The following is a 20,721-nucleotide window of genomic DNA, read 5'->3' on the forward strand; positions in this document are numbered from 1 at the left end:
TGATCTGGTTTCTCGGCAATAATTAATTTCATTTTATAACTCCCTATCTGTATTCCAGTGTTACTTTCATTGTCTATATGTTTAGAAGCGATGATAATACAACAATCTTATTTATCATTCGCGGTTTGTCTCACAAATGGGAGACCTATAATATTATACGCTTATTCTTTATGGCTTCACAATAGAAACTCATAATATAACAATTTCTTTGATATCCTTAAACAAAAAAGACACCATAAAATTTGGTGTCTTTTCCTCTATTTTTTAACCACTATCTTTTCATTTACATTGTTTTTTATACTCTCTTCATTGCAATTAATTTTATCGATACTATCTACCTTCAATTTACCATCATTTTTCTAAAAAAGATGGTACTGTAAGGAAATGCCACAATAATTTATGTATTAAACTCTAAAAAATTAGAATTTTTTTATCAATTTATCCATAGAATACTTTAACTATCTCGTTGTAGTAGACAAATCATAATTTGCTCTTTAACAGTGAGCTTTCTCTACATGATTATTAACTCTCTTTAAAATCTATCAATCAAGTTGTATCCATTTCAATATACTCGCTCTAAAACTTTAAGGTTAGATTTTGTACTTTTTTCCAAATTCAATATATTTCCCGTCTTTATATTTAGCCCTAAACTTTTATCATTATCAAACCAATCAACTTCTAATTTTGTAAATTTAAGATTTTCCTCACTCCTTATTTCATAAGTGTAGAGTTTATCCCATAATCCCCATAAATGAGGATATAATCTCACTTTCAAATTAAATGGCTCTAGTATAGATGTAAATAATTTTTGTTTTTTATTGTGACCTACATGTATTGATTTAAATAAATTATAGGCTACCAAACGTGATTCTCCATTTCTATTCTTATCAGCAATCAATAAACATAACGGTTTTTTTAATGAACATAATAAATTAATTGCTTCTGATTTAAATGTTAGGTTTAAAAAATTGGTATTATTATCTTCTGTACTAATCCGCTTATACAAAAAGTTATCTAAAAATAACAAACCAGGATAAATCTCACCTTCCTTAATTTTTTGTAAATCGGAAATATTCAAATATTTACTTCGAGTTAAAAAAACATTTGTTTTAAATATTTTACATAATTGATAATCAATGAGATTAAAATCACCAAATTGAAAAGTACAAAAAAACCCCTGAGCTTTTTTACACAAATAAATGTTATCTAATCCTATTATTTCTTTAAATCCTTTGTAATAATGAGGGGTTAATCTATATTTTCTTTGTATATATTTATTAATCCGATAATTCCGCCAAAGGTCTATTACTTCTACATTTGTAAATCTATTAAAAGATGCTAGTTCTTTTGATAGGTTAGCAAGGGCTATAAAATCACTATATTCTGACCCAATTATTTTCTCAGTAGCTATTTGGCAATCTATAAAGGATTCAGCCAGATAATTTAATTCCTCATTCACGTAATTCCTCCTAATTTCTAGATACTTTATCTTCATTTTGATTTTATTAAAATGAAGCTTTTTAATATACCTCTACAAATATTAAAAGATGTTTATGTTATATATATTTGCACGACACCTAACTATTACAATGATCTTATATCCTCACTTATTACATCATAAAGCACACAATTATATGCATCCTTAAATCTTTATATTTTGTCCGCACTCAACTTGCATAATATTAAGTACAATTGATAGGCAGTAAACCATACATATTCCCCCTTTTTTCACACCCGATAATTAAAATTATGGAATACTAATTGTTTACAATTAACAAAAATCCCCCACCTTCATAATCCTCGTTAGTAATTTTTTAATTATATTTGTATTTATAATTTCTTGTGCTATAAATTCTCCATTATAACAAATACTAAAAACCGCAAAAAACACTGTATTTTCTTTTGTTATTAATCTATGAGTATTAAAAGAAACTTCTTTATTCTTTATCACTCTTCTGGGTCCCCACAAACCCCCAACAGCAATTTTATTTTAGTATAAGCGGTTATTTTAGTTAAGCATTCTCTTTCATTAAAGAGATAATCTCTTTAATCTTTTTAAATACAATTTCATTAGATATTTGTGGATGCATAGTACAGATAGATAATTTATGATTTTCATCTATGAATAATTTTTTAAAATAATAATATCGATTATCCAATACACTTTTCATTTTAATTATTTCTAAATAATTTCTTAAATCAATTGAAAATGACTCCAAAGGTATCGATAGCCCTCTCCCAATCGCTTTAATATAACTCTCTTTTAATGTCCATAAATCGTAAAGTCTATTAATTTGTTCGTTTTTTGATTTAATTGAAGAGACAAATTAGAAAACAAAGAATCGTGCGTAATAATTAAACTATTACGCACGGATTTTTGGGATCCAACGTTCCAACAATATTTTAACACTTTCAAAACATATGGGTAAAAATACAATACGTTCATTTAATTAATTAAACCACTTGTCATGTTAAAGAACAGTAGCAGTTTATATATAATTTCCCCTTCATATTCCTACCCATAAAATTGCATGCTAAAGATACAATATAATTGACTTACTTTAGTATATAATGAGAATAAAATATTGATTTTAGATTTCAGAAAATGCAGTAAGTAATTTACTCTCGCTAATTAACCTAGGAGCTGAAAAGTTATTTTCGAGAGCACAGATTGAAAGTTTGTATTTATTCTCTATATCATATGTCCAAAAGTTCCACCCTAAATTATCACTTTTTTTATCAGTATAAAGACTTATCTGCATATTATCATCTGTACAAATTGAAAATGAGTTAAGGGGTATTGATAAACCTTTTCCTACTGCCTTTATATAACTCTCTTTTAATGTCCAAAGTTGAAAGAAATATGAATTTCTTTGAAAAGGTTTTTTACGTAATAAATCCTGGTATTCATCTTGTGAAAAAAAACGCCTAGCAATATCTAAATCTATAGGTCTTATTGCCTCGATGTCTATTCCAACTTTTTTTGAACTAAGAGCACAAACCACCCATTCACCAGAATGTGACAAATTGAATTCAAAATTCACCAAGTCACTTATGTGTGGTTTACCAAATTCGTTTTTTTGGAAATCAATTTCATAATTTTTCAATCCTAGTTTTTCTGATAGTAAGTACCTCACCAATAATTCTGCTATAATAGATCGATGAATATCCGCTTCATTTTTTAACTTATATATATTACTTAACCTATTCTCTGATAAAAATAATAGAGAATTATAAAGTAATTGTTTGTCTATGCCTTTATTGATTTTCACTGCATAAATTTCCACCATAACGCTATACCCACTTTCTTTTTTTACAATATGTTAACTTAATTAGAAATCCAGATAGACCCTCTTTTAAGTAAAAGGGGGCCTAATTACACTATTTCTTGCTAGAATTCCAAAACTGAACTGTACCTCTTCTAAGTTTGTTATAAATTTATACTTTATCTTCCTTAAATATTTAGTATTTCCCCTATCCCTTTATTTATTATCCTGTTCATAAGAAGACAAATAGTTCTTACTTGATTTTTAGTCTTATAAGTAGTTCATGCAGTATATAGCTTTCTTTCTCTTCGATCTCTATTAAAAGCTCTTTAACCCTTTGTAATAGATTTGTTTTTTGATTAATGGAATATTTCAACATGGTGTTTCTTATAGATTCTGAAAGACTTTTAACCTTTTTATAAGCTTCTGACATTCCAAATTCTTCTTTTAAAACCCCGTTATCTTCCATATACTTTATTTTATTATACATACTAAGTTTATGCTCATATAAAACATGCATATCTCTTATGTTAAGATTTATTTCATTTTGTATAACCTTATCAATGTATAATCTTATTAATTTATAGCATTCTAAACCATATACTCTATCCCATGGTTCAGTCAACATATTGAATCGTTCTGATGTGTTTTTGGAGTATAAGTATTCACTTAAACTCTCAATTACTAATGATTTATTAAAACTATATTCTCCATTCTTATTAAATTTATATAATACTATTTTATTTAAATACGAATTATCCTCGCTTTTAAACATTTTATATGCATCCAAAAATTGATTAAAAGAAATAGTTGTCTCTTTAAATAACATTTGTTTATCGAAACCTAAAATATTTAGGGTGTTTTTTTTATTATCAAATCCAGTTATTAATACATCATGATCCAAATCATATGTTTGATAAGGCGCCCTATCTGGTACGTAAAACTCATTAAGACACAAGTATACATATTTTTCTTGACGTATAGAGTTCTTAATAAATTCTAAAATATCAATATCATTAGTCTTAATAGTTTCACGCTCTATTTTTTCTACTAATAACCAAGGGTTAATTGTATAGTCAAACATATAAAAACAAAATGGAACCGGATGATCAAAATCTGTATTAACACAAATCTGTGAAAAATTACTTTGAACCCAGGGTTCAGTCAGATTTTTGTAATTAGCTAAGATGGCTAACGGGAAAGCTAAAAACTGGTACGAAATAATAGCTGGTTTTTTAATAGGTAATTTTAAAACTTCCATATCACTCATGTTTTTCCTCCTAATATTACATTTTTTAAATTTTCATAGACTAACTTATTTTCCTAGTTTATAAATTCACCTTTTTATATTTGCATCTTTATATGAATATAAAAAGGTGAACACTACGTGACAAATAGATTTATGCAGCTAATTTATTTTAAATAAATAAATTAATTAATTCATTTATTCAAAAACTGTTTCTTCTAATTCATTCCCTGCTACTAAGAATCACTAAATTTATATCTTATTGCCTTTTATTTTTATATTTTAATTTCACTTTTTATAATATTCCATATCCATTTCTGCAAAGGCAATTTTCCTATATTAATAACCACGATTATTAAAAATCTTCATTAACTACACTTCATCTCTTCGACTAGTTTTAATTTTTAATTCCTTACAAGATAATTAAATCAATTCCTAAATACAATATCTTCAAATTTTCTTATATCATTAATATCTATAGCTTCATCAGTAGCCTTGGCATTTAACTCTACTTGTTTAACATTTTTAAATCCTGCTAAAATACAACAATTTTCTGTACGTGTTAAAGCTACCCTTAATGCCAATAAATGCAAATCCTCTAATGTACTCCCAAACTCTTTTTTTAATCTTCTTAGCTTACGGAAATTTTCAACTAACTTTTTATTAGACATGGCATCGACAGAATCTTTATGTTCCGTCTCATCATTCAAATTAAGAGTTGGAATTGCATGAGCTGCTTTTGTAAATAAAACAATGCCTAAATTCTTTTCATCTGCAAATTGGAATAATTGATTATACATCTTTTTACCAAACGCATTATAGTGTACCTGAATTACTTCAGGTGATACGAGCTCATAATATTTTTTTAAACCACTATACTCATCTATACATAGGCCAATACTTCTAACTTTCCCTTCTTTTTGATATTTTTTTATTAATTCAATCGTTCCTTCTAGGTATTCTCCTTGCTTATAAACATTTTGTAAAAATAAAATATCAATATAATCTGTACGTAAATTAATTAAGTTTTGCTCAATTTGCTTTCTTATAATTGATAGATTCATACCATTATCTCTAGTCCAAAAAGGTAATTCGATCTTTGTTGAAATTACCAATCGGCCTCTATCTACTTCAGAGAGGAAATTTCCAATAATTCCATCTGCATGTCCTCTCCCGTAAACATAAGCACTATCTAGATAATTAATTCCTAATTCAAAGGCTTTATGTAATGCCCTATATGATTCTCTATCATTATTATTTGACCACCCTACTGATTTTCCATTAAGTAACGTCTGACCACCTATAGCCCAACAACTTAAGCCAACCTCACTTACAGCAATCTTTGATTTTCCTAAGATTCTATATTTCACTTGAACACCTTCTCTTTATATGAAGATTGCAAAACTAACCATGATCTATCTTAATTTATTAAAATTAAACCTTCTTAGAGAGAATCATTCCTTATCTAAGTAATTTGTTTTGATATAAAAACCTCATAACTTACTGATTATATACTTTTGCATGCTAAAGATACTCTCAAAATTCTCTAGTAATAAATCATCCTCGTCGACTTCCATTTCAAAAGTCTCCTCAATTGCAATAATTACTTTCATACAACTAAGAGAATCCATTCCGATGGAAAATAAATCTTCATCTAAATCCACTTCATCAATTGGGACTGTAATGTCAGTGTATAATTTTATTATATTTCTTAACTGCATTTGTAAAAAATGATTATCCATATAAATCTCCCTCACTAGTACCCCAAAAATCGTATAATTTATAAAATCGAGACCTTTAATTATATTTTAAATTGATTACACAAATGAATTTTCAACTCTTTTTCAATATTTTCAAGAATCCTACAATTTTCTTCAAATCGTTTATAATTAATTTTTCTGGTTAACAATGCCTTATAACAAACTAACATCATTTTATGTGACAATTTATATGCTTCCATTAAGAGAAACTGAATTCTAGGCTGGCAATCGTTTATTTTATTAAGATATTGTAGATATGCATATCGAGACCCTGAAATAATTGCAAAGGCATGTCCCATTGATTCAATATCGTCTATTATAATTGATAAATCATCAGAATGTTCTTGAATTATTTCTAATATTTTTTCAAATAAAATTAAATTATCAGAGTAATGTTTGAAATAATCTGCTGACCTTATCTTTAATAAATCAATTGTTTTGCTATTAACTTCTTTATTAGGACTACATTCTAAATACGATATATAATTAGGCGTTGTACAATAATCATATGCAAGTCTTATAGTTTCTTCATCGTATAACTTTTTTATAAAATGTGGGCCTTTATTATCTCTAGAATAATACTGCAAGCCTAAATTAGAATCATATAAATAATTTTCAAGTATAAAAGAATGATTAGAATGTCTCTCATGGTAGAGTTGTCTATGAGGTATAAAATATTCACTAACTCTGATAAACACTACAATACCAGCATCTAATAGTTCAATTATATCATTTTTCGCTTCATTATATTTGGTATAGGGTATGGATTTTATTTCAATACCCAATATTCGGAAATCTCGAAATCTGACTTTATTTTTATACTCATATCTAGTCTTCTTATCAAGAATTATCTGTTTATAAATATCTTCCGTACTCTCATAGGCTTGATAATATAGGATATCTACCGGATATCCCTCATTCCTTAAATGCGAAATCACATGAAACTGAGTGCATTCCAAATATAGCTCTTCAAACAAACTCATAAGAATTATCACCAAACTTTCTAATATATAAGGATACGCATCAGTAAGTTTATTTCTCTCCTAATGCTATAAAAGTTTCGTAAAACTACTTATTAATGGTTAACATTGCACAGAATCCAAATGTTAACTATTTAATTTTGTGAGTGAATTTGTATTTTCAAATTTTTTTCAATATGTTTTAATGCCTCTCTTCGACTAAGACTAGACAACTCATGATTCTCTATAAATTCTAAAACTAATTTTGGTTCTAGTTTTGAATACTTTCTTAACGCCCACCCAATTGCTTTATCAATAAAAAACTCTTTTGTATGACAACATTTCTTAATGTGATTAAACAATAATTCTACATCTGTACGTTCTTTATATTTCAATTGGAATAACAACGCTGATCTCTTTAACCAAATATCATTTGATTCAATCCATAGATTTGTCACTTTGTCAATCAAAATAGGATTTTGAACAAAGAACGCGCCGGCATGGTTAATTGCCAAGTGATCTACGGTATCCCACCATGATTTAGTAGTAATCATATGCTCTGTTAAAGCTATATCAATACCTTTTTTCTTTTGTCTAATATCTATTAGATTCATAGCAACACATTGTAGCTCTCTTTGCGGAAGAGACCACAATTCCAATATTACTTGTTTAAATTTTAACTCATCGGGAATTCCATGTTTATCAACTATCTGCTTAGTTAAATTTCTTCTAAGTGGCGCTTTAATCCCAAAAAACTCAAATTGATTTTTCATATATTTTTTCATCATAATTGCATTATTTGCATTCTGATTTTTTGCTAACAGATTATATATACTCTCTACATATGTTGTTTTAAATGTATTCAATTCTATCTCCTTTATTAATAAGTAGCATTCTATCTTCTTTTTCAACGAGATTCTCCTAGGAGAATCTCGTCTGTTACTATAATCTTCTTCCATTCTTAGAATTTCTAAAAGAGATTTTTCAGTTGAACCAGTTTGGTTAATCCTTCCAAAACCGTTGCATCATCAATACCAAAATCAATAAGACAAGCGATTTCATCTACACCTATCTCTTTAAGTTGCTTCACTATTGGGACACAAGTTTCAACTGTCCCTAGTAATGCTGATGTTTGCCAATACCTAGAAAATGCAATTTCAGATACTCTCTTTAACATTTTAGGATTATTCAAATCAATGCTAGCTAACTTTGAATTATTCTCATAAAGTTTCTTAATTAACTCTAAACTGGTAGACAAATAATTTGTAAAAGGTTCTCTAACTATGCTTTTTACACTATCTAAATCATTACCAATAAAGGTATGCATCATGACACTAACTTTATGGTTTATTGGTGAATGCCCATTTTCCTCTAGAGTCTTTCTATACAATTGAATTTTCTGTTTTAACTCCGATAAGTCTTGTCCAATAAAGTTCGTTAGTAAATTGGCTCCAATTTTAGCTGCTGTTCGTATCGTTTCCTCATTACCGTTTGAAGCAATCCATACTTTAAGGTTTGACTGCAGTGGACGCGGATACGTCTTTACATCAATCTCTTTCCCAGAACCATTGAAAAGTTTAAGCGTCTGCCCTTTCCACAGAGCTCGAACTTGTTCAATTTGTTGATACATAATCTCTGTACGGCTATTATATCGATCTGGAAAAAACACAAAATCATCGGCATGCCAACCAGAAGCAAAAGCTATTTCCACTCTTCCATTCGACAAATTATCTACTACGGACCAATCCTCTGCTATCCTTACCGGGCTATGTAAAGGTGAGACGATGCTACCAGACCGAATTTTTATACGATCTGATACCATCGCTAACCCTGCGGAAACCACCGAGGGATTAGGATAGAGACCACCAAATTCATGAAAATGCCTTTCTGGAGTCCAAATTGCAGTAAAATTGTTCTGGTCTGCAAACTTAACAGCCTCTATCAACATCTCATATTTATTTGTATGCTTTTTTTGATAACTTGAAAAGAAAAATATACTAAAGTCCATATGTTCGCCTCACAAATAAGCTGTATTCTTTTGAAATTTAGAATTGTATTAATGATGCAATAAAAATCTCCAATCTCCAACAGTTCTTGATGATATTAAATTGCTAAGTAACTTTAACATATTATTTATTGCTCTATTAACATCCTCCTCTTTATATAGTAACTTATTATATTTAATATTTATACCAAGTCTCTCGCCAGGAACACCGTAAATTCGTAACGGAACATTAAAATAAAGTATATTTTTAAAACCATATACCCTAACTTGAGAATCTAGTTGCTTAAACGCTTCCTCCTGAGCATGTATAAATACTAGTGTAGTTTCATAAATCGCCTTCTGTATTACTGTTTTTGGAATATTAGTCCATCTAGCAATTTGCTGTGGGTTTATAAAACCATAATCAATTAGATGGCTCTGTTGATACTGAATATCTTTTAACCACTCTTGAATGGTGTTGTCATTTTCAATCTTTATTCGGATGGGCATGGTATTTACAAAAGAACCGACCATCGAATCCACATCATTTATTTCTGCAGGTCTTCCAGAGTTTAATACTCCACAAATTATATCATTGCTTCCACTGATGCTTCCTAATACTATTGCCCACGCTCCTTGTAAAATTGTATTTAAGGTAATTCCACAAGTCTTGCAAAATGTATTAATTTGTTCCGTTATCTCTTTACTCAAAGATGCTTCAATATCACCAGCGATATAATCATTGTTTATTACTTCCTTATTTTGCTGAGGAATACCAATGAATTGTTGAGAATTATAACCTTGAAAATGTTCTGTCCAAACCTTTTCGGCCACAGCTAAATCCTGGTGCTGTAACCACTTTACATAATTCGAATATGATTGGGTTTTCTTCAATAATGGACTAGTACCTTTTATCAACGCATTATAAGTAGTTAAAACTTCCTGTAATATAATAGACCAGCTCCAACCATCAAATAACGACGTTGGATAATTCCAAACAAATCTATAGCAATCCTTTGCTAATTTAATCAAACTTAGGCGCATTTGACCGGGCTCTGACAATACGAAAGGCTCATTACACACAACATCTATATATTCTTTTAATTTTAATCCTTGTTTTTCTGGTAACAATTCGGACCAATCTAATTCTTCTATATCAACAACTGCTCTCTTATGAACAATTTGAACTGGAACATCTAACTTACGCCAATGAATAGAAGTCCTTAAAATCGAGTGGCGTTCTGTAATTATATTCCATGCCTCTCGAAACAGCTTTGAATCAACATTCCCCTCCAAATAGCAAGAAAAAGTTTGTGTACTATTCCCCGATTTGATTGCAAGCAAATTGTGGGTGACCATAACTAACTGCATCGGTGTTAAACCATAAATATCTTCAATTTCATCAAATCCATCCGTAATATGGTCAATAGTTTTTTGTTTTAATTCAATTAAATTAAAATCTGATGGTGTATACCTTCTACAATTTTGGTCAACACAATGCCTAATTAACTCATTAATTTTTACTTTCAATACATTAGAAAAAATTGTTATGCACTCTTTTGAGAACTTGTTATTATCATAAGTAATTGCAATATGTAATTGTCCTCTAAGAATTGAACAGTTAAACTCAAGAGCATAAGCTCTCTTTTGACGTAAACTGATGTTATTCCCCACGCTCTCAGTGGCTAATTGAAATACTGAATGATTAGGAAATGCTTGGTCTAACTGTCCTAAATAATTGAAACATACATTTGAATTATCAAATTCTTGCAATGATTGTCTAATTTTCTTTTCGGCTAAATAGCGTAGAATACCATACGAAACTCCCTTATAAGGAACCTGCCTCAACTGCTCTTTTATGCCTATAATATTCTCTGCTAGATCCCTTGTCGGTAATAGGGTTAAGTAAACAGGGTATATTGAAGTAAACCATCCTACTGTTCTAGTAAGATCCAAATCTCCAATTAATTCCTCCCGACCATGCCCCTCTAAATCGATCTGTAAAGCATCAATCTTCCAAAGTTCTTGTATTGCTTGAAGTAACGCTGTTAATAACAACTCGTGAATCTGAGTCTGATAAGCGCGTTGTGAATTTTCCAACAAATCTTTAGTTTCTTTCTGATTCATTTTTAAAATAAATGTATTTGTTGTATATGTTGGATTAGTTGCTTTACTTGTTAACATACTAGAAGTTCCAGCTTGTTTCGAACATGCCTTTATCTTATTCCAATATGATAAGGTTTTAATAATATCTGAATGATTCCCCCATTCTCTTAATTTATTTGACCACTCACGATAAGAAACAGTCTTTGGGGGCAAACTATCATCCGAGTTCACTAAATTAGAAAGATCTTCTAAAATAATCCTCCAGGAAACCCCATCAATAATAAGGTGATGCGCGATAATCAACAATCGGTCTTTTTGTTGATTTCCACATTTATAGTAAATAAATCGAATAAGCGGGCCATTAACAATATTCAGTGTGTTCTGATATTTATTAGCTGTTTCTTCAATAACTGATATTTGTTTGTCGACAGAATAATTCGATAAATCCACGAGATTGAGCGGACAGTTTTCCTCAGGTAAACCAAATCGTTGCTTCCACTTATTATTTTCTTTATAAAATTTCAATCTCAGCGCATCATGATGAAGTAACAGGCGATTAATTATTCTTGACAATCCTAAACTAGATAAAGATTTAGATACTATAAGCATAACCGCTTGATTGTGATGATGTTGATCTTCAAATTCTCTCTCAAAAAATTGATATTGTATTGGTGTTAATTCAACTTGCCCAAGCACTAGTTTTTGCTCACTTTTAGTTACATCGCTAAATTTAACCACTTGTGCTAACTCAGCGATAGTTTGATTCTCAAATATTTGTTTCATGGAAACTCTAATGCCCGCCTGATTTATCCTTGAAGCAATTTGAATACTAAGTATTGAATCACCCCCAATTTCAAAAAAATTATGATTAATTCCAATTCGTTCTATGGGCAGAACCTCACTCCAAATATTTACCAAAATCTCTTCAATCTCATTTCTTGGAGAAGCATATATCTCCTCATCTACCGTATTAGGTAAGTCGTATGAATTAAGCTTCTTTCTATCCACCTTTCCATTGGGTAAAAGCGGAATTTCATCTAACCAAATCATTGTAGATGGAACCATAAAATCCGGAAGCGTTTTCTTCAAGAATTTTATTATATGAGATTTCTTTGGCTTATTCCTGTTTGAAGGTACTATAAAGGCAATTAATCGCTTCCCATAAACAGGATCCTCCTTTACTAGAACTAAATTTTCTTTCACTTCAGGATGAAGACTCAATGAGTACTCTATTTCCCCTGTCTCAATACGAAATCCTCGAATTTTCACTTGATGATCTATCCTATCTAAATACTCAATAGCTCCCTCACTAGAAAAACGAGCTAAATCACCTGTCCTATACATATAACTACCGGCTATATTGCTAAAAGGATTTGGTAAAAAGCGCTCAGCCGTTTGACCTGCATTATTTTGATAACCTCTAGATAACCCCATTCCCCCTATATATAGCTCTCCTGCAACACCAATTGGGACATGTTGGAAATTACGATCCAATATATAAATTTCAATATTATCAATGGGGTAACCAATCGGTACAACATTTCGAGTGTCATGTTGTTTACATGCCCATTCAGTAACGTCGATCGCTGCTTCAGTTGGTCCATATAGATTATACAGTTGAGCCGACAATCGCTTGTAAAATTTATTTTGCAAAGCAGATGATAAAGCTTCACCACTACAAATTACTCTTTTAAGACTATTACATTGTTCAACTTTTTCTTGTTCAAGGAATACCTTAAGCATAGATGGTACAAAATGAATAGTAGTTACATTGTGCTCAGAAATTAGTTCAACTAAATACTCTGGATCTTTATGTCCATCTGGTTTTGCAATCAACATTTGTGCTCCCACCATTAAAGGCCAAAACAGTTCCCATACAGATACATCAAAGCTGATTGGGGTTTTCTGTATTACACACTCAGAAGTGGATAATTGGTAAGCCTTCTGCATCCACAGAAGTCGATTATATACCCCTCTATGTGTGTTCATTACCCCTTTGGGACGACCGGTTGAACCCGACGTATAAATTACATACATCAACTGCTCTGGAAAAAACTCTTGATTGATATTTTCCTGAGACTCATAATTAAGAGTTTCCTTTATTTTGTCTAAACAAATAATTTGTCCATGGTAGTTACATATATGTGTTTGAAGTCTACTTTGCGTAAGTAAGACCTTTACCTTAGAATCCTCCAGCATGTAGCTTATTCTTTCCTCAGGATATGATGGATCAAGCGGTACATACGCACCACCTGCTTTTAATATCGCCAATAATCCAATAATCATTTCAACTGAACGTTCAGTACAAATGCCGACAAGTGTTTCATTACCCACTCCGTATTTTTTTAACATATGTGCTAGCTGATTTGCTCTTGTATTTAATTCATTATAAGTTATTTTTTGCGACTCGAATATTAGGGCTATTCTATCTGGATTTTTAATAGATTGATATTCTATTAGTTGATGAATACCTTGTTTATTTTCAATTAAAACTGATGTATTATTCCAGGATTTAAACTGAGAATATTCGTCATCAGTCAAAAGAATAATATCTTGAACTGGAGTCTCCATATTTGTTTCAAGTTGTTTTAAAATTAATTCATAATGGCCTATTACTCTTGATATAGTATCTCTTTTAAACAAATCCGTATTATATTCAACCCAACCTTTAATTCCATCTTCATTTTCAAATAGTTCGATAGTTAAATCGAATTTCGCAGTTCCACTATGTGTTTCAAGAGGAGATATATTTAGATTATCCAATTCTATACTTGGTATCCTAGCATTTTGCATTATAAACATAACTTGAAATAAAGGATGATGACTTAAATTACGGTCAACTTTTAGTTCTTCAACAAGCTTTTCAAAAGGAAAATTTTGATTTAAAAAACCTTCTAAAGTTGTACGTTTAACACTTTGTAATAAATCACTCAATGTGTCGTTTGAATTTAATTTAGTTTTAAGAGGAAGTGTATTTATAAAACACCCTATTAAGCCTTCAAGTTCAGGAACAGTTCTCCCAGCTACCGGAGTTCCAACAGTAATTTCTGCTTGCCCAGTATAACGATATAATTGCAGTTTAAAAACAGCTAAAAGGAGCATAAATAAGGTTATTTTTTGTTCTTTACATATGAGTCTTAAACAATTAGCCAATTCGCTAGAGATGTTAATTGGATACACATCACCTCGAAAGGTCTGTTTAGCTGGTCGTTTAAAATCAGTTGGTAACTGTAATGCCTGATACCCATTTGAAAATTGATTAATCCAATACTCTCTTTGATTGCTTAATTTTCCATTTTTTATATTTTCTAACTGCCAATTAGAGTAATCACGATATTGTATTTTTGGTTCTGGCAAATTTGATTGGGTATTAGAAATCCAGCATTTATAAAAATGGGATAATTCCTGTAAAAACACCCCACGTGACCACCCATCAAAAATAATATGATGAACCGTAAATAGAAATATGTATTTATTTGTGTCAATTTGTATTAATTGAACACTAAATAACGGGCTCTTTGTAAGGTTAAATCTAGTTTTTGCATGTGTTTGTATAGTCTCATTAATTTTTTGTTGCAAAGTTTCTCTTGGTTCTTTTCTCATATCAACCACTGGAATTGTAATTTCTATTTCTTTCTGTTGTATCTGAACTGGCTGTGCATTATGTAACTCATAAGTACTTAATAATATTTCATGCCTTAAGACAATTTGCTTAAGACTCCATGTCAAAGCTTCAAGATTCAATTCCCCTTCAAGTTGAATAGCTAACGGAATATTATAAAAGGGATTATCTTTTTCCATTTGACTTTGTATCCATAGTCTTAATTGAGAAGAAGACAATGAATTGATTTCAATAGAAGAAGTTTTTGGAATAACTTCCCCCTCATTAAATTTACTACTCTTATTTTTATTTAAAGCCTGTAAGAGATATGCTCTTTGTTCTGGTGTGAGACTTTTTAATCTTTCTACTGGCTTTTTGTGAACCATCCCCATACACCTCTACATTTATTTATTTTTTTACCGACCTATCCAAAAAATATAAATCAATCTATGTGCAGTATTATTTTGTGGAATTCTAGGCATAGTGTATTACAAACCCCTTAATATTTAATATTTTCAAATTTAACATTGCATTGGAAATATAGATTTTTAAAATAGTAATGTCAGCGTCTAGAATGATTAACTTTCAAAGATATTTTGAAAAATTTGATTAGCATAATTCAAAATAAACATATGTCCATCAGGAAATTCCACATGCTTTTTCACATCTGTAAACCTTCTCCATTCATCTACTTCTGTAACAGGACTGACTGAATCATATTGACCACTAAACAGTAGTGTTGGAATGTTCAACTTATTATCTTCATTTAACGGTTCAACACTTTCAAGCACACTAAAATCTGCACGAAATACGGGTAACAAATACCTAAGAATATCTTTTTGTTCCAACAATTCTTTTGGAATTCCACCAAGTGCGATAACATAATTCAACAGCAAATCATCATCTATATGAGCCACTTTGGAACGTTCTTGCACAAAATTAGGTGTGGTGGTAGCCGATATTACTAATTGCTTTACGGGATTACCTTCAGCTGCTAGCACTTGAGCTACTAAGTACGCCATCATTCCCCCTAAACTATGCCCCATAATTATTGTATTTTCAGTTATTATGGGTCTTAATTGCGCAAGATACCATTCTAATAAAATGGATTGGTCATTTAGTAATGAAGTTATATTAGGACCATGTCCAGGCGGATCAAAGCTAATTATATTCCAATCCTCCGGTATAAATGGAGTCACAAAGCGAAAAGAGTTAGAATATCCACCTGCAAACGGAAGAAATATAATTTGTTTCCCTTTATTATCATGAATAGCTTGCTTTAAGTATCTAATCAAATTAATACTCCCTTTCTAAAAATAGCACATGTAACATCCCTAAATTTTTAATTATTTCATCTTTAATTAATCTTTCAATAATCGAAGTCGCTCCCCCACTTACAAAAAACGTAGTGGAGGATTTGACTCACTAATAAGTAATAATCTCTGATCATTTTCATAACCAAATTTACTACAGATTCTTTATCAAAATTGATGTGGGTAATAATTATTATTACGAACAACTTTTATCATAATTTCAAATTCTCCTGTATAAATATATTGTGTACATGGTAATCTTTTAGATATTTTTTTTAGTCACAACATACTTAGAAATACTCTGTAGAGATTCAAAATGTTCGACAATATCTCCATCGTCAAATTCAATTTGAAATTCATTTTCAATTGCAACAATTACTTTAATACAATCCATCGAATCCATTCCAATTGAGAATAAATTCTTCTCTTTCTCTACATTGTAAATTGAAACCTCTAATTCTACAGTTTTTGACATTATTTCTCTTAATTTTGATTCAATATCTTCTATATTCATCCAATCACCTTCTTTAAATATTTTATAAGCCACTAATATTTCATAATCTAAGATTCCCGATCCATTTTTTTTCTCAAACTTAACGGTCTCATATCTACCCACACTTCATTAATATGTTCTAGACAGTCTTGCTTGGTACCCGATTTAGAACTGGCTTTCCAGCCTAGCGGAATTTCTTTACGGCTTGGCCAAATTGAATATTGTTCCTCCTCATTTATTACTACAGTATAAACCTCATTATCAGTCATCACTTATCTTCCTTTCATTGTAAATAAATTCAATACCAATAAAATATTTAAATATCGAAATCACTTTATATTATTATATCAAATTAACCTTTATAAAACTCATTATCCTTATATTAATATTAAAAATATAAGGATATTTCAAAAAAATAACGTTTGCTCTCACCCTACCCTTTTATTCATTTACATGGTCCATCATAATATTTTAATCCTTTTAGTAAATGTACTAACTGCAGGCATTAATTTTCTTCTTGATTTTGTAAGAATAATATTCTATCAATTTCTTCTTCAGTTATATTACTCAATATGCATAAATCTATCATTTCAGCCATCTGTTCAATAGTCGGTGATTCAAACAAATTACTAATTGGTAGTTCCACATCAAATTGATTTTTCACCCTAGCTATCAAACTTGTTGCTATTAACGAATCTCCTCCCAAATCAAAGAAAGAATGCCTAATACTAATCTGCTTCATTTCAAATACTGAATTCCAAATTTGTTGTAGTATTTCCTCGGTAGGAGTTTGAGGTGCTATATATTCTACTTTAAGATTTAAACTCTCAATTTCCGGTAATTTATCCCGTTCTATTTTACCGTTTACTGAGGTAGGGAACTCATCTAATAAAATAAAATGGCTTGGTATCATATAGATAGGGAGAAACTTCCTTAATTGATCACGAACAAAATCAATTTCTGGAAACACCTCTTTTTTAGCTGAAATATACGCCACTAATGTTCTTTTTTGGGCCTCTCCTCTTACTTCCACAATACATTTGTCTACAAAAGAGAACATTTCTAATTGGGCTTCTATTTCTTGAATCTCAATTCGGATACCACGTAATTTCACCTGATAATCCATTCGCCCAAGATATTGAATATTACCATTTGGGAGATATCTACCAAAATCTCCTGTTTTAAATAGTCTATTACCATGTCCATTAATAATTGCAAAAGGATTCGGGATAAATTGAGTTGCAGTTACGTTCTGTCTATTGTAATACCCTCGTGATAATCCTAAACCACTAACATAAATTTCCCCCTTAACTCCTATTGGTACTGGATTTAAATGATCGTCTAAAATGTACATTTGCACATTCGAAATAGGTCTGCCTATAATACCGGTTATCTCGTCAGTAGCTAACGTTTCATAATAACTAACATCAGCACCAATTTCTGAAGATCCATACAAATTGATTAGCCTTCCCTGCGGAACTGTATCATAAAATTTCTTAATTAGTTCAAGAGGCAATAATTCTCCACTACACATACAAAATTTCAATTCAGACAGTGTATGACAATTATTATTCATACTTAATTCATCCAGTAACTTATTTAATAAAGAAGGTACTAGGACAATACGTGTCATATCAGATTCCTTTAAAATTTTTACAAATTTAGAAATATTTCTAACATCACCATCTGGAATAACCATAAGTGGAATACCAGATAACAATGGACCAAAAATTTCCCATACTGAATCCACAAAATTAATTGATGTTTTTTGACAGCACAACTCACCCTCACCAAAAGGATATGTTTTCCACATCCAAAAACAACGATTCATCGTATTAGAATGCGTTCCAACTACCCCTTTAGGTTCTCCTGTTGTTCCGGAAGTATAGATAATATATGCTGCATTATTAGAATCAACTTTAACCATAGGATTTCTTGTGTTTTCAATTGACTCCACAGATAAAATATCACAAACCTGAATTAAATTAACATTTACTTGATTACTAAATCTGAATTCTTTTCCATCAAAGATTTCGCCATTTAAAAATATTTTACAAAGAGCTGAGTCTTCAACAATTTTCTTAACTCTTTCAATAGGATGTTCAATTTCAATTGGTACATAACAGCCGCCGGCTTTTAATATACCTAAAATTGTAGCTATTAATTCTGGTGTTCTGGACATACAAACACCTATCGGTTCCTCTATAGTAATATTATTCTGTAATAGATAATGTGCAATTTTATTAGCATTTTGATTTAGCTGACTGTATGTCCACCGGATATTTTCAAAAATCAAAGCTGTATTATCAGGAGTTTTTGCACATTGTTCTTCAAATTTCCGGTGTAAATTTTGATTTAGCTCAATAGTATCTTCAGTTTCATTCCACATCTCTAAAATTTTCTTACGAATACCATTCCCCATTAAATTACAATCTTCATAAAAATCCATTGGATCCGTAGTCATTCTCTGAAGTATCTCTATATACATTTCACTGTATTGCCTTATCTCATATTGTTCAAAACAATTTTGTTTATAATACAATTCTAATTTTACTTCAGCCATATCTAATGGATTCTGCGATAGTTGAACTAAGATCGGAACATCTGATTGTTCAAAAACATCTGTTCCTAGTACTTTTAATCCGTTATTCAACTCAACTTCCCTATATACATGAAAATTAATAAAATTAAATAACACGTTAAATAGTGGTGAATTATTCTGTTGTTTACGAATCTCAATATATGGAAAATTTCTATAAGGAAACATTTCTTGTTCTATTCTAAAAGAGTCCTTAATAAGACTAGCCCAAGTTCCTCCACTCAAATTCATTCGGAATGGTACCGAATTTAAAAACACTCCTAAAGTCCGATCTCCACCTGCATCATCAAGTCGTCCATTAGTCAATACTCCTGAAACAACATCACTTTGTCCACTAAAAATACTTAATGCCCTCATATGTGCTGCTAAGTAGACATTCTTTAAAGGTATCTTATATTTAGATGCTAAATTCCTACATCGATTAGTAAGATGAGTTGGAATTTTAGCCGAAATTAAGTTTGTACTTTCTTCATCATAACGATCTATGCCTTTATTAAAATGTCTATCAAATATTGATGTAACCGTAAATTCTTGTAAAGTTTTCTTCCAGTATTCTCTTGCTCTAGGTTCTTTTAAAACTCGAATTTCTTCTGCAATAAAATCACGGTAATTACTCACTTCTTTCGGTAGATCAAGCTGTATCGCTTCTGATTTCCCATATAATTCAAAGAGTTCGGTCAACATTACCGCAACACTCCATCCATCTAAAACAGCGTGATGAAAACTTATGGTGAATTGAAAAGAATTTGCTCTTTTTATATGTACTATAACTCTACATAACGATGGTTTATTCCAATCAAATTCATGTGTCCGTTCCTTCACTAAACTCTCTTCAATACGCTGCTCTTGTTGCAAGTTAGAGTAGTCTAGCAGATTATATTCATCCACTAGTATTTCAGACTTTTTATAAACAAGTTGCATAGGCTGAGAGAAATTTATTAAATCAAATGATGTCCTTAGGATTGGATGTCGAGCCACAACTTCATTTAGAGCGTTTTGAAGAGCATTACGGTTGTATTCCCCTTGAATATTAAAACTAAAAACATCATGAAACGTAGATGAATTACGTTTTAATTTACTATGGAATAGCATTCCTTTTTGTATTGTTGCTAAAGGATAAGCATCTTCGATTAATTTTAGATTTATTTTTGATATATCCTGTTTATCCACAAGATCGAATCGCTTAACTTGTGATTTTATACAACTTAACCCATCAGTTGTTTGTACATAATTCGCTAATTTTTCAACAGTTTGATATTTAAATAACTGTTGCACATTAATTTCATATCCATTTGATTTTAGACTAGCACATACCCTAATACTAAGAATAGAGTCACCACCTAGTTCAAAGAAATTATCATACAATCCCACTTTATCTACTCTTAATATTTCTT

14 protein-coding genes are annotated in these 20,721 nt (G+C 30.5%); all 14 read right to left on the reverse strand.

The features are described 5' to 3' along the window. Positions 1–562: 562 nt before the first annotated feature. The 14 genes from AC1Q8N_RS28255 to AC1Q8N_RS28320 all read right to left on the reverse strand — a co-directional run bounded on the left by AC1Q8N_RS28255 (position 563) and on the right by AC1Q8N_RS28320 (position 20,716). Positions 563–1,459, reverse strand: a complete 897-nt coding sequence (locus AC1Q8N_RS28255) for a hypothetical protein (protein WP_098080790.1) — start codon at positions 1,457–1,459, stop codon at positions 563–565. Between the two features lie 553 nt (positions 1,460–2,012). After that, positions 2,013–2,315 carry a 4'-phosphopantetheinyl transferase superfamily protein gene (locus tag AC1Q8N_RS28260; RefSeq protein ID WP_098080792.1) on the reverse strand — a complete coding sequence of 101 codons (303 nt, stop codon included), beginning with the start codon at positions 2,313–2,315 and terminating at the stop codon, positions 2,013–2,015. Positions 2,316–2,591: 276 nt separating this feature from the next. Continuing rightward, positions 2,592–3,290: a 4'-phosphopantetheinyl transferase family protein gene (locus AC1Q8N_RS28265; RefSeq protein WP_098080793.1), complete on the reverse strand. Its 699-nt coding sequence runs from the start codon at positions 3,288–3,290 to the stop codon at positions 2,592–2,594. A 229-nt stretch (positions 3,291–3,519) separates the two neighbouring features. Continuing rightward, complete coding sequence (locus tag AC1Q8N_RS28270; protein ID WP_098080794.1) at positions 3,520–4,536, reverse strand: hypothetical protein; 1,017 nt, start codon at positions 4,534–4,536, stop codon at positions 3,520–3,522. A 404-nt stretch (positions 4,537–4,940) separates the two neighbouring features. Continuing rightward, the gene (locus AC1Q8N_RS28275) at positions 4,941–5,882 is read right to left on the reverse strand and encodes an aldo/keto reductase (RefSeq protein WP_098080795.1); all 942 of its coding nucleotides are present in this window, start codon (positions 5,880–5,882) and stop codon (positions 4,941–4,943) included. 123 nt (positions 5,883–6,005) lie between these two features. After that, on the reverse strand, positions 6,006–6,254 hold the full coding sequence (locus AC1Q8N_RS28280; protein WP_098080796.1) for an acyl carrier protein: 249 nt from the start codon (positions 6,252–6,254) through the stop codon (positions 6,006–6,008). A gap of 59 nt (positions 6,255–6,313) precedes the next feature. Further along, entirely contained in the window at positions 6,314–7,255 is a 942-nt protein-coding gene (locus AC1Q8N_RS28285) for a cysteine peptidase family C39 domain-containing protein (RefSeq protein ID WP_098080797.1), read from the reverse strand. Between the two features lie 131 nt (positions 7,256–7,386). Then, positions 7,387–8,142, reverse strand: coding sequence for a DNA alkylation repair protein (locus AC1Q8N_RS28290; RefSeq protein ID WP_257128734.1), 756 nt, complete (start codon positions 8,140–8,142; stop codon positions 7,387–7,389). Positions 8,143–8,201: 59 nt separating this feature from the next. Next, entirely contained in the window at positions 8,202–9,239 is a 1,038-nt protein-coding gene (locus AC1Q8N_RS28295; RefSeq protein ID WP_098080799.1) for a MupA/Atu3671 family FMN-dependent luciferase-like monooxygenase, read from the reverse strand. A gap of 48 nt (positions 9,240–9,287) precedes the next feature. After that, on the reverse strand, positions 9,288–15,308 hold the full coding sequence (locus tag AC1Q8N_RS28300) for a non-ribosomal peptide synthetase (RefSeq protein ID WP_179862534.1): 6,021 nt from the start codon (positions 15,306–15,308) through the stop codon (positions 9,288–9,290). Positions 15,309–15,500: 192 nt separating this feature from the next. Beyond that, a complete protein-coding gene (locus tag AC1Q8N_RS28305) occupies positions 15,501–16,217 on the reverse strand; it encodes a thioesterase II family protein (RefSeq protein ID WP_179862533.1) in 717 nt (238 codons plus the stop codon). Positions 16,218–16,497: 280 nt separating this feature from the next. Further along, entirely contained in the window at positions 16,498–16,749 is a 252-nt protein-coding gene (locus tag AC1Q8N_RS28310; protein ID WP_098080802.1) for an acyl carrier protein, read from the reverse strand. 47 nt (positions 16,750–16,796) lie between these two features. After that, entirely contained in the window at positions 16,797–16,997 is a 201-nt protein-coding gene (locus AC1Q8N_RS28315; protein WP_098080803.1) for an MbtH family protein, read from the reverse strand. 236 nt (positions 16,998–17,233) lie between these two features. Next, entirely contained in the window at positions 17,234–20,716 is a 3,483-nt protein-coding gene (locus tag AC1Q8N_RS28320) for a non-ribosomal peptide synthetase (RefSeq protein WP_493521503.1), read from the reverse strand. Positions 20,717–20,721 lie beyond the last annotated feature (5 nt).

It is taken from the genome of Bacillus sp. GW823-FHT06B01 (genome assembly GCF_058952315.1).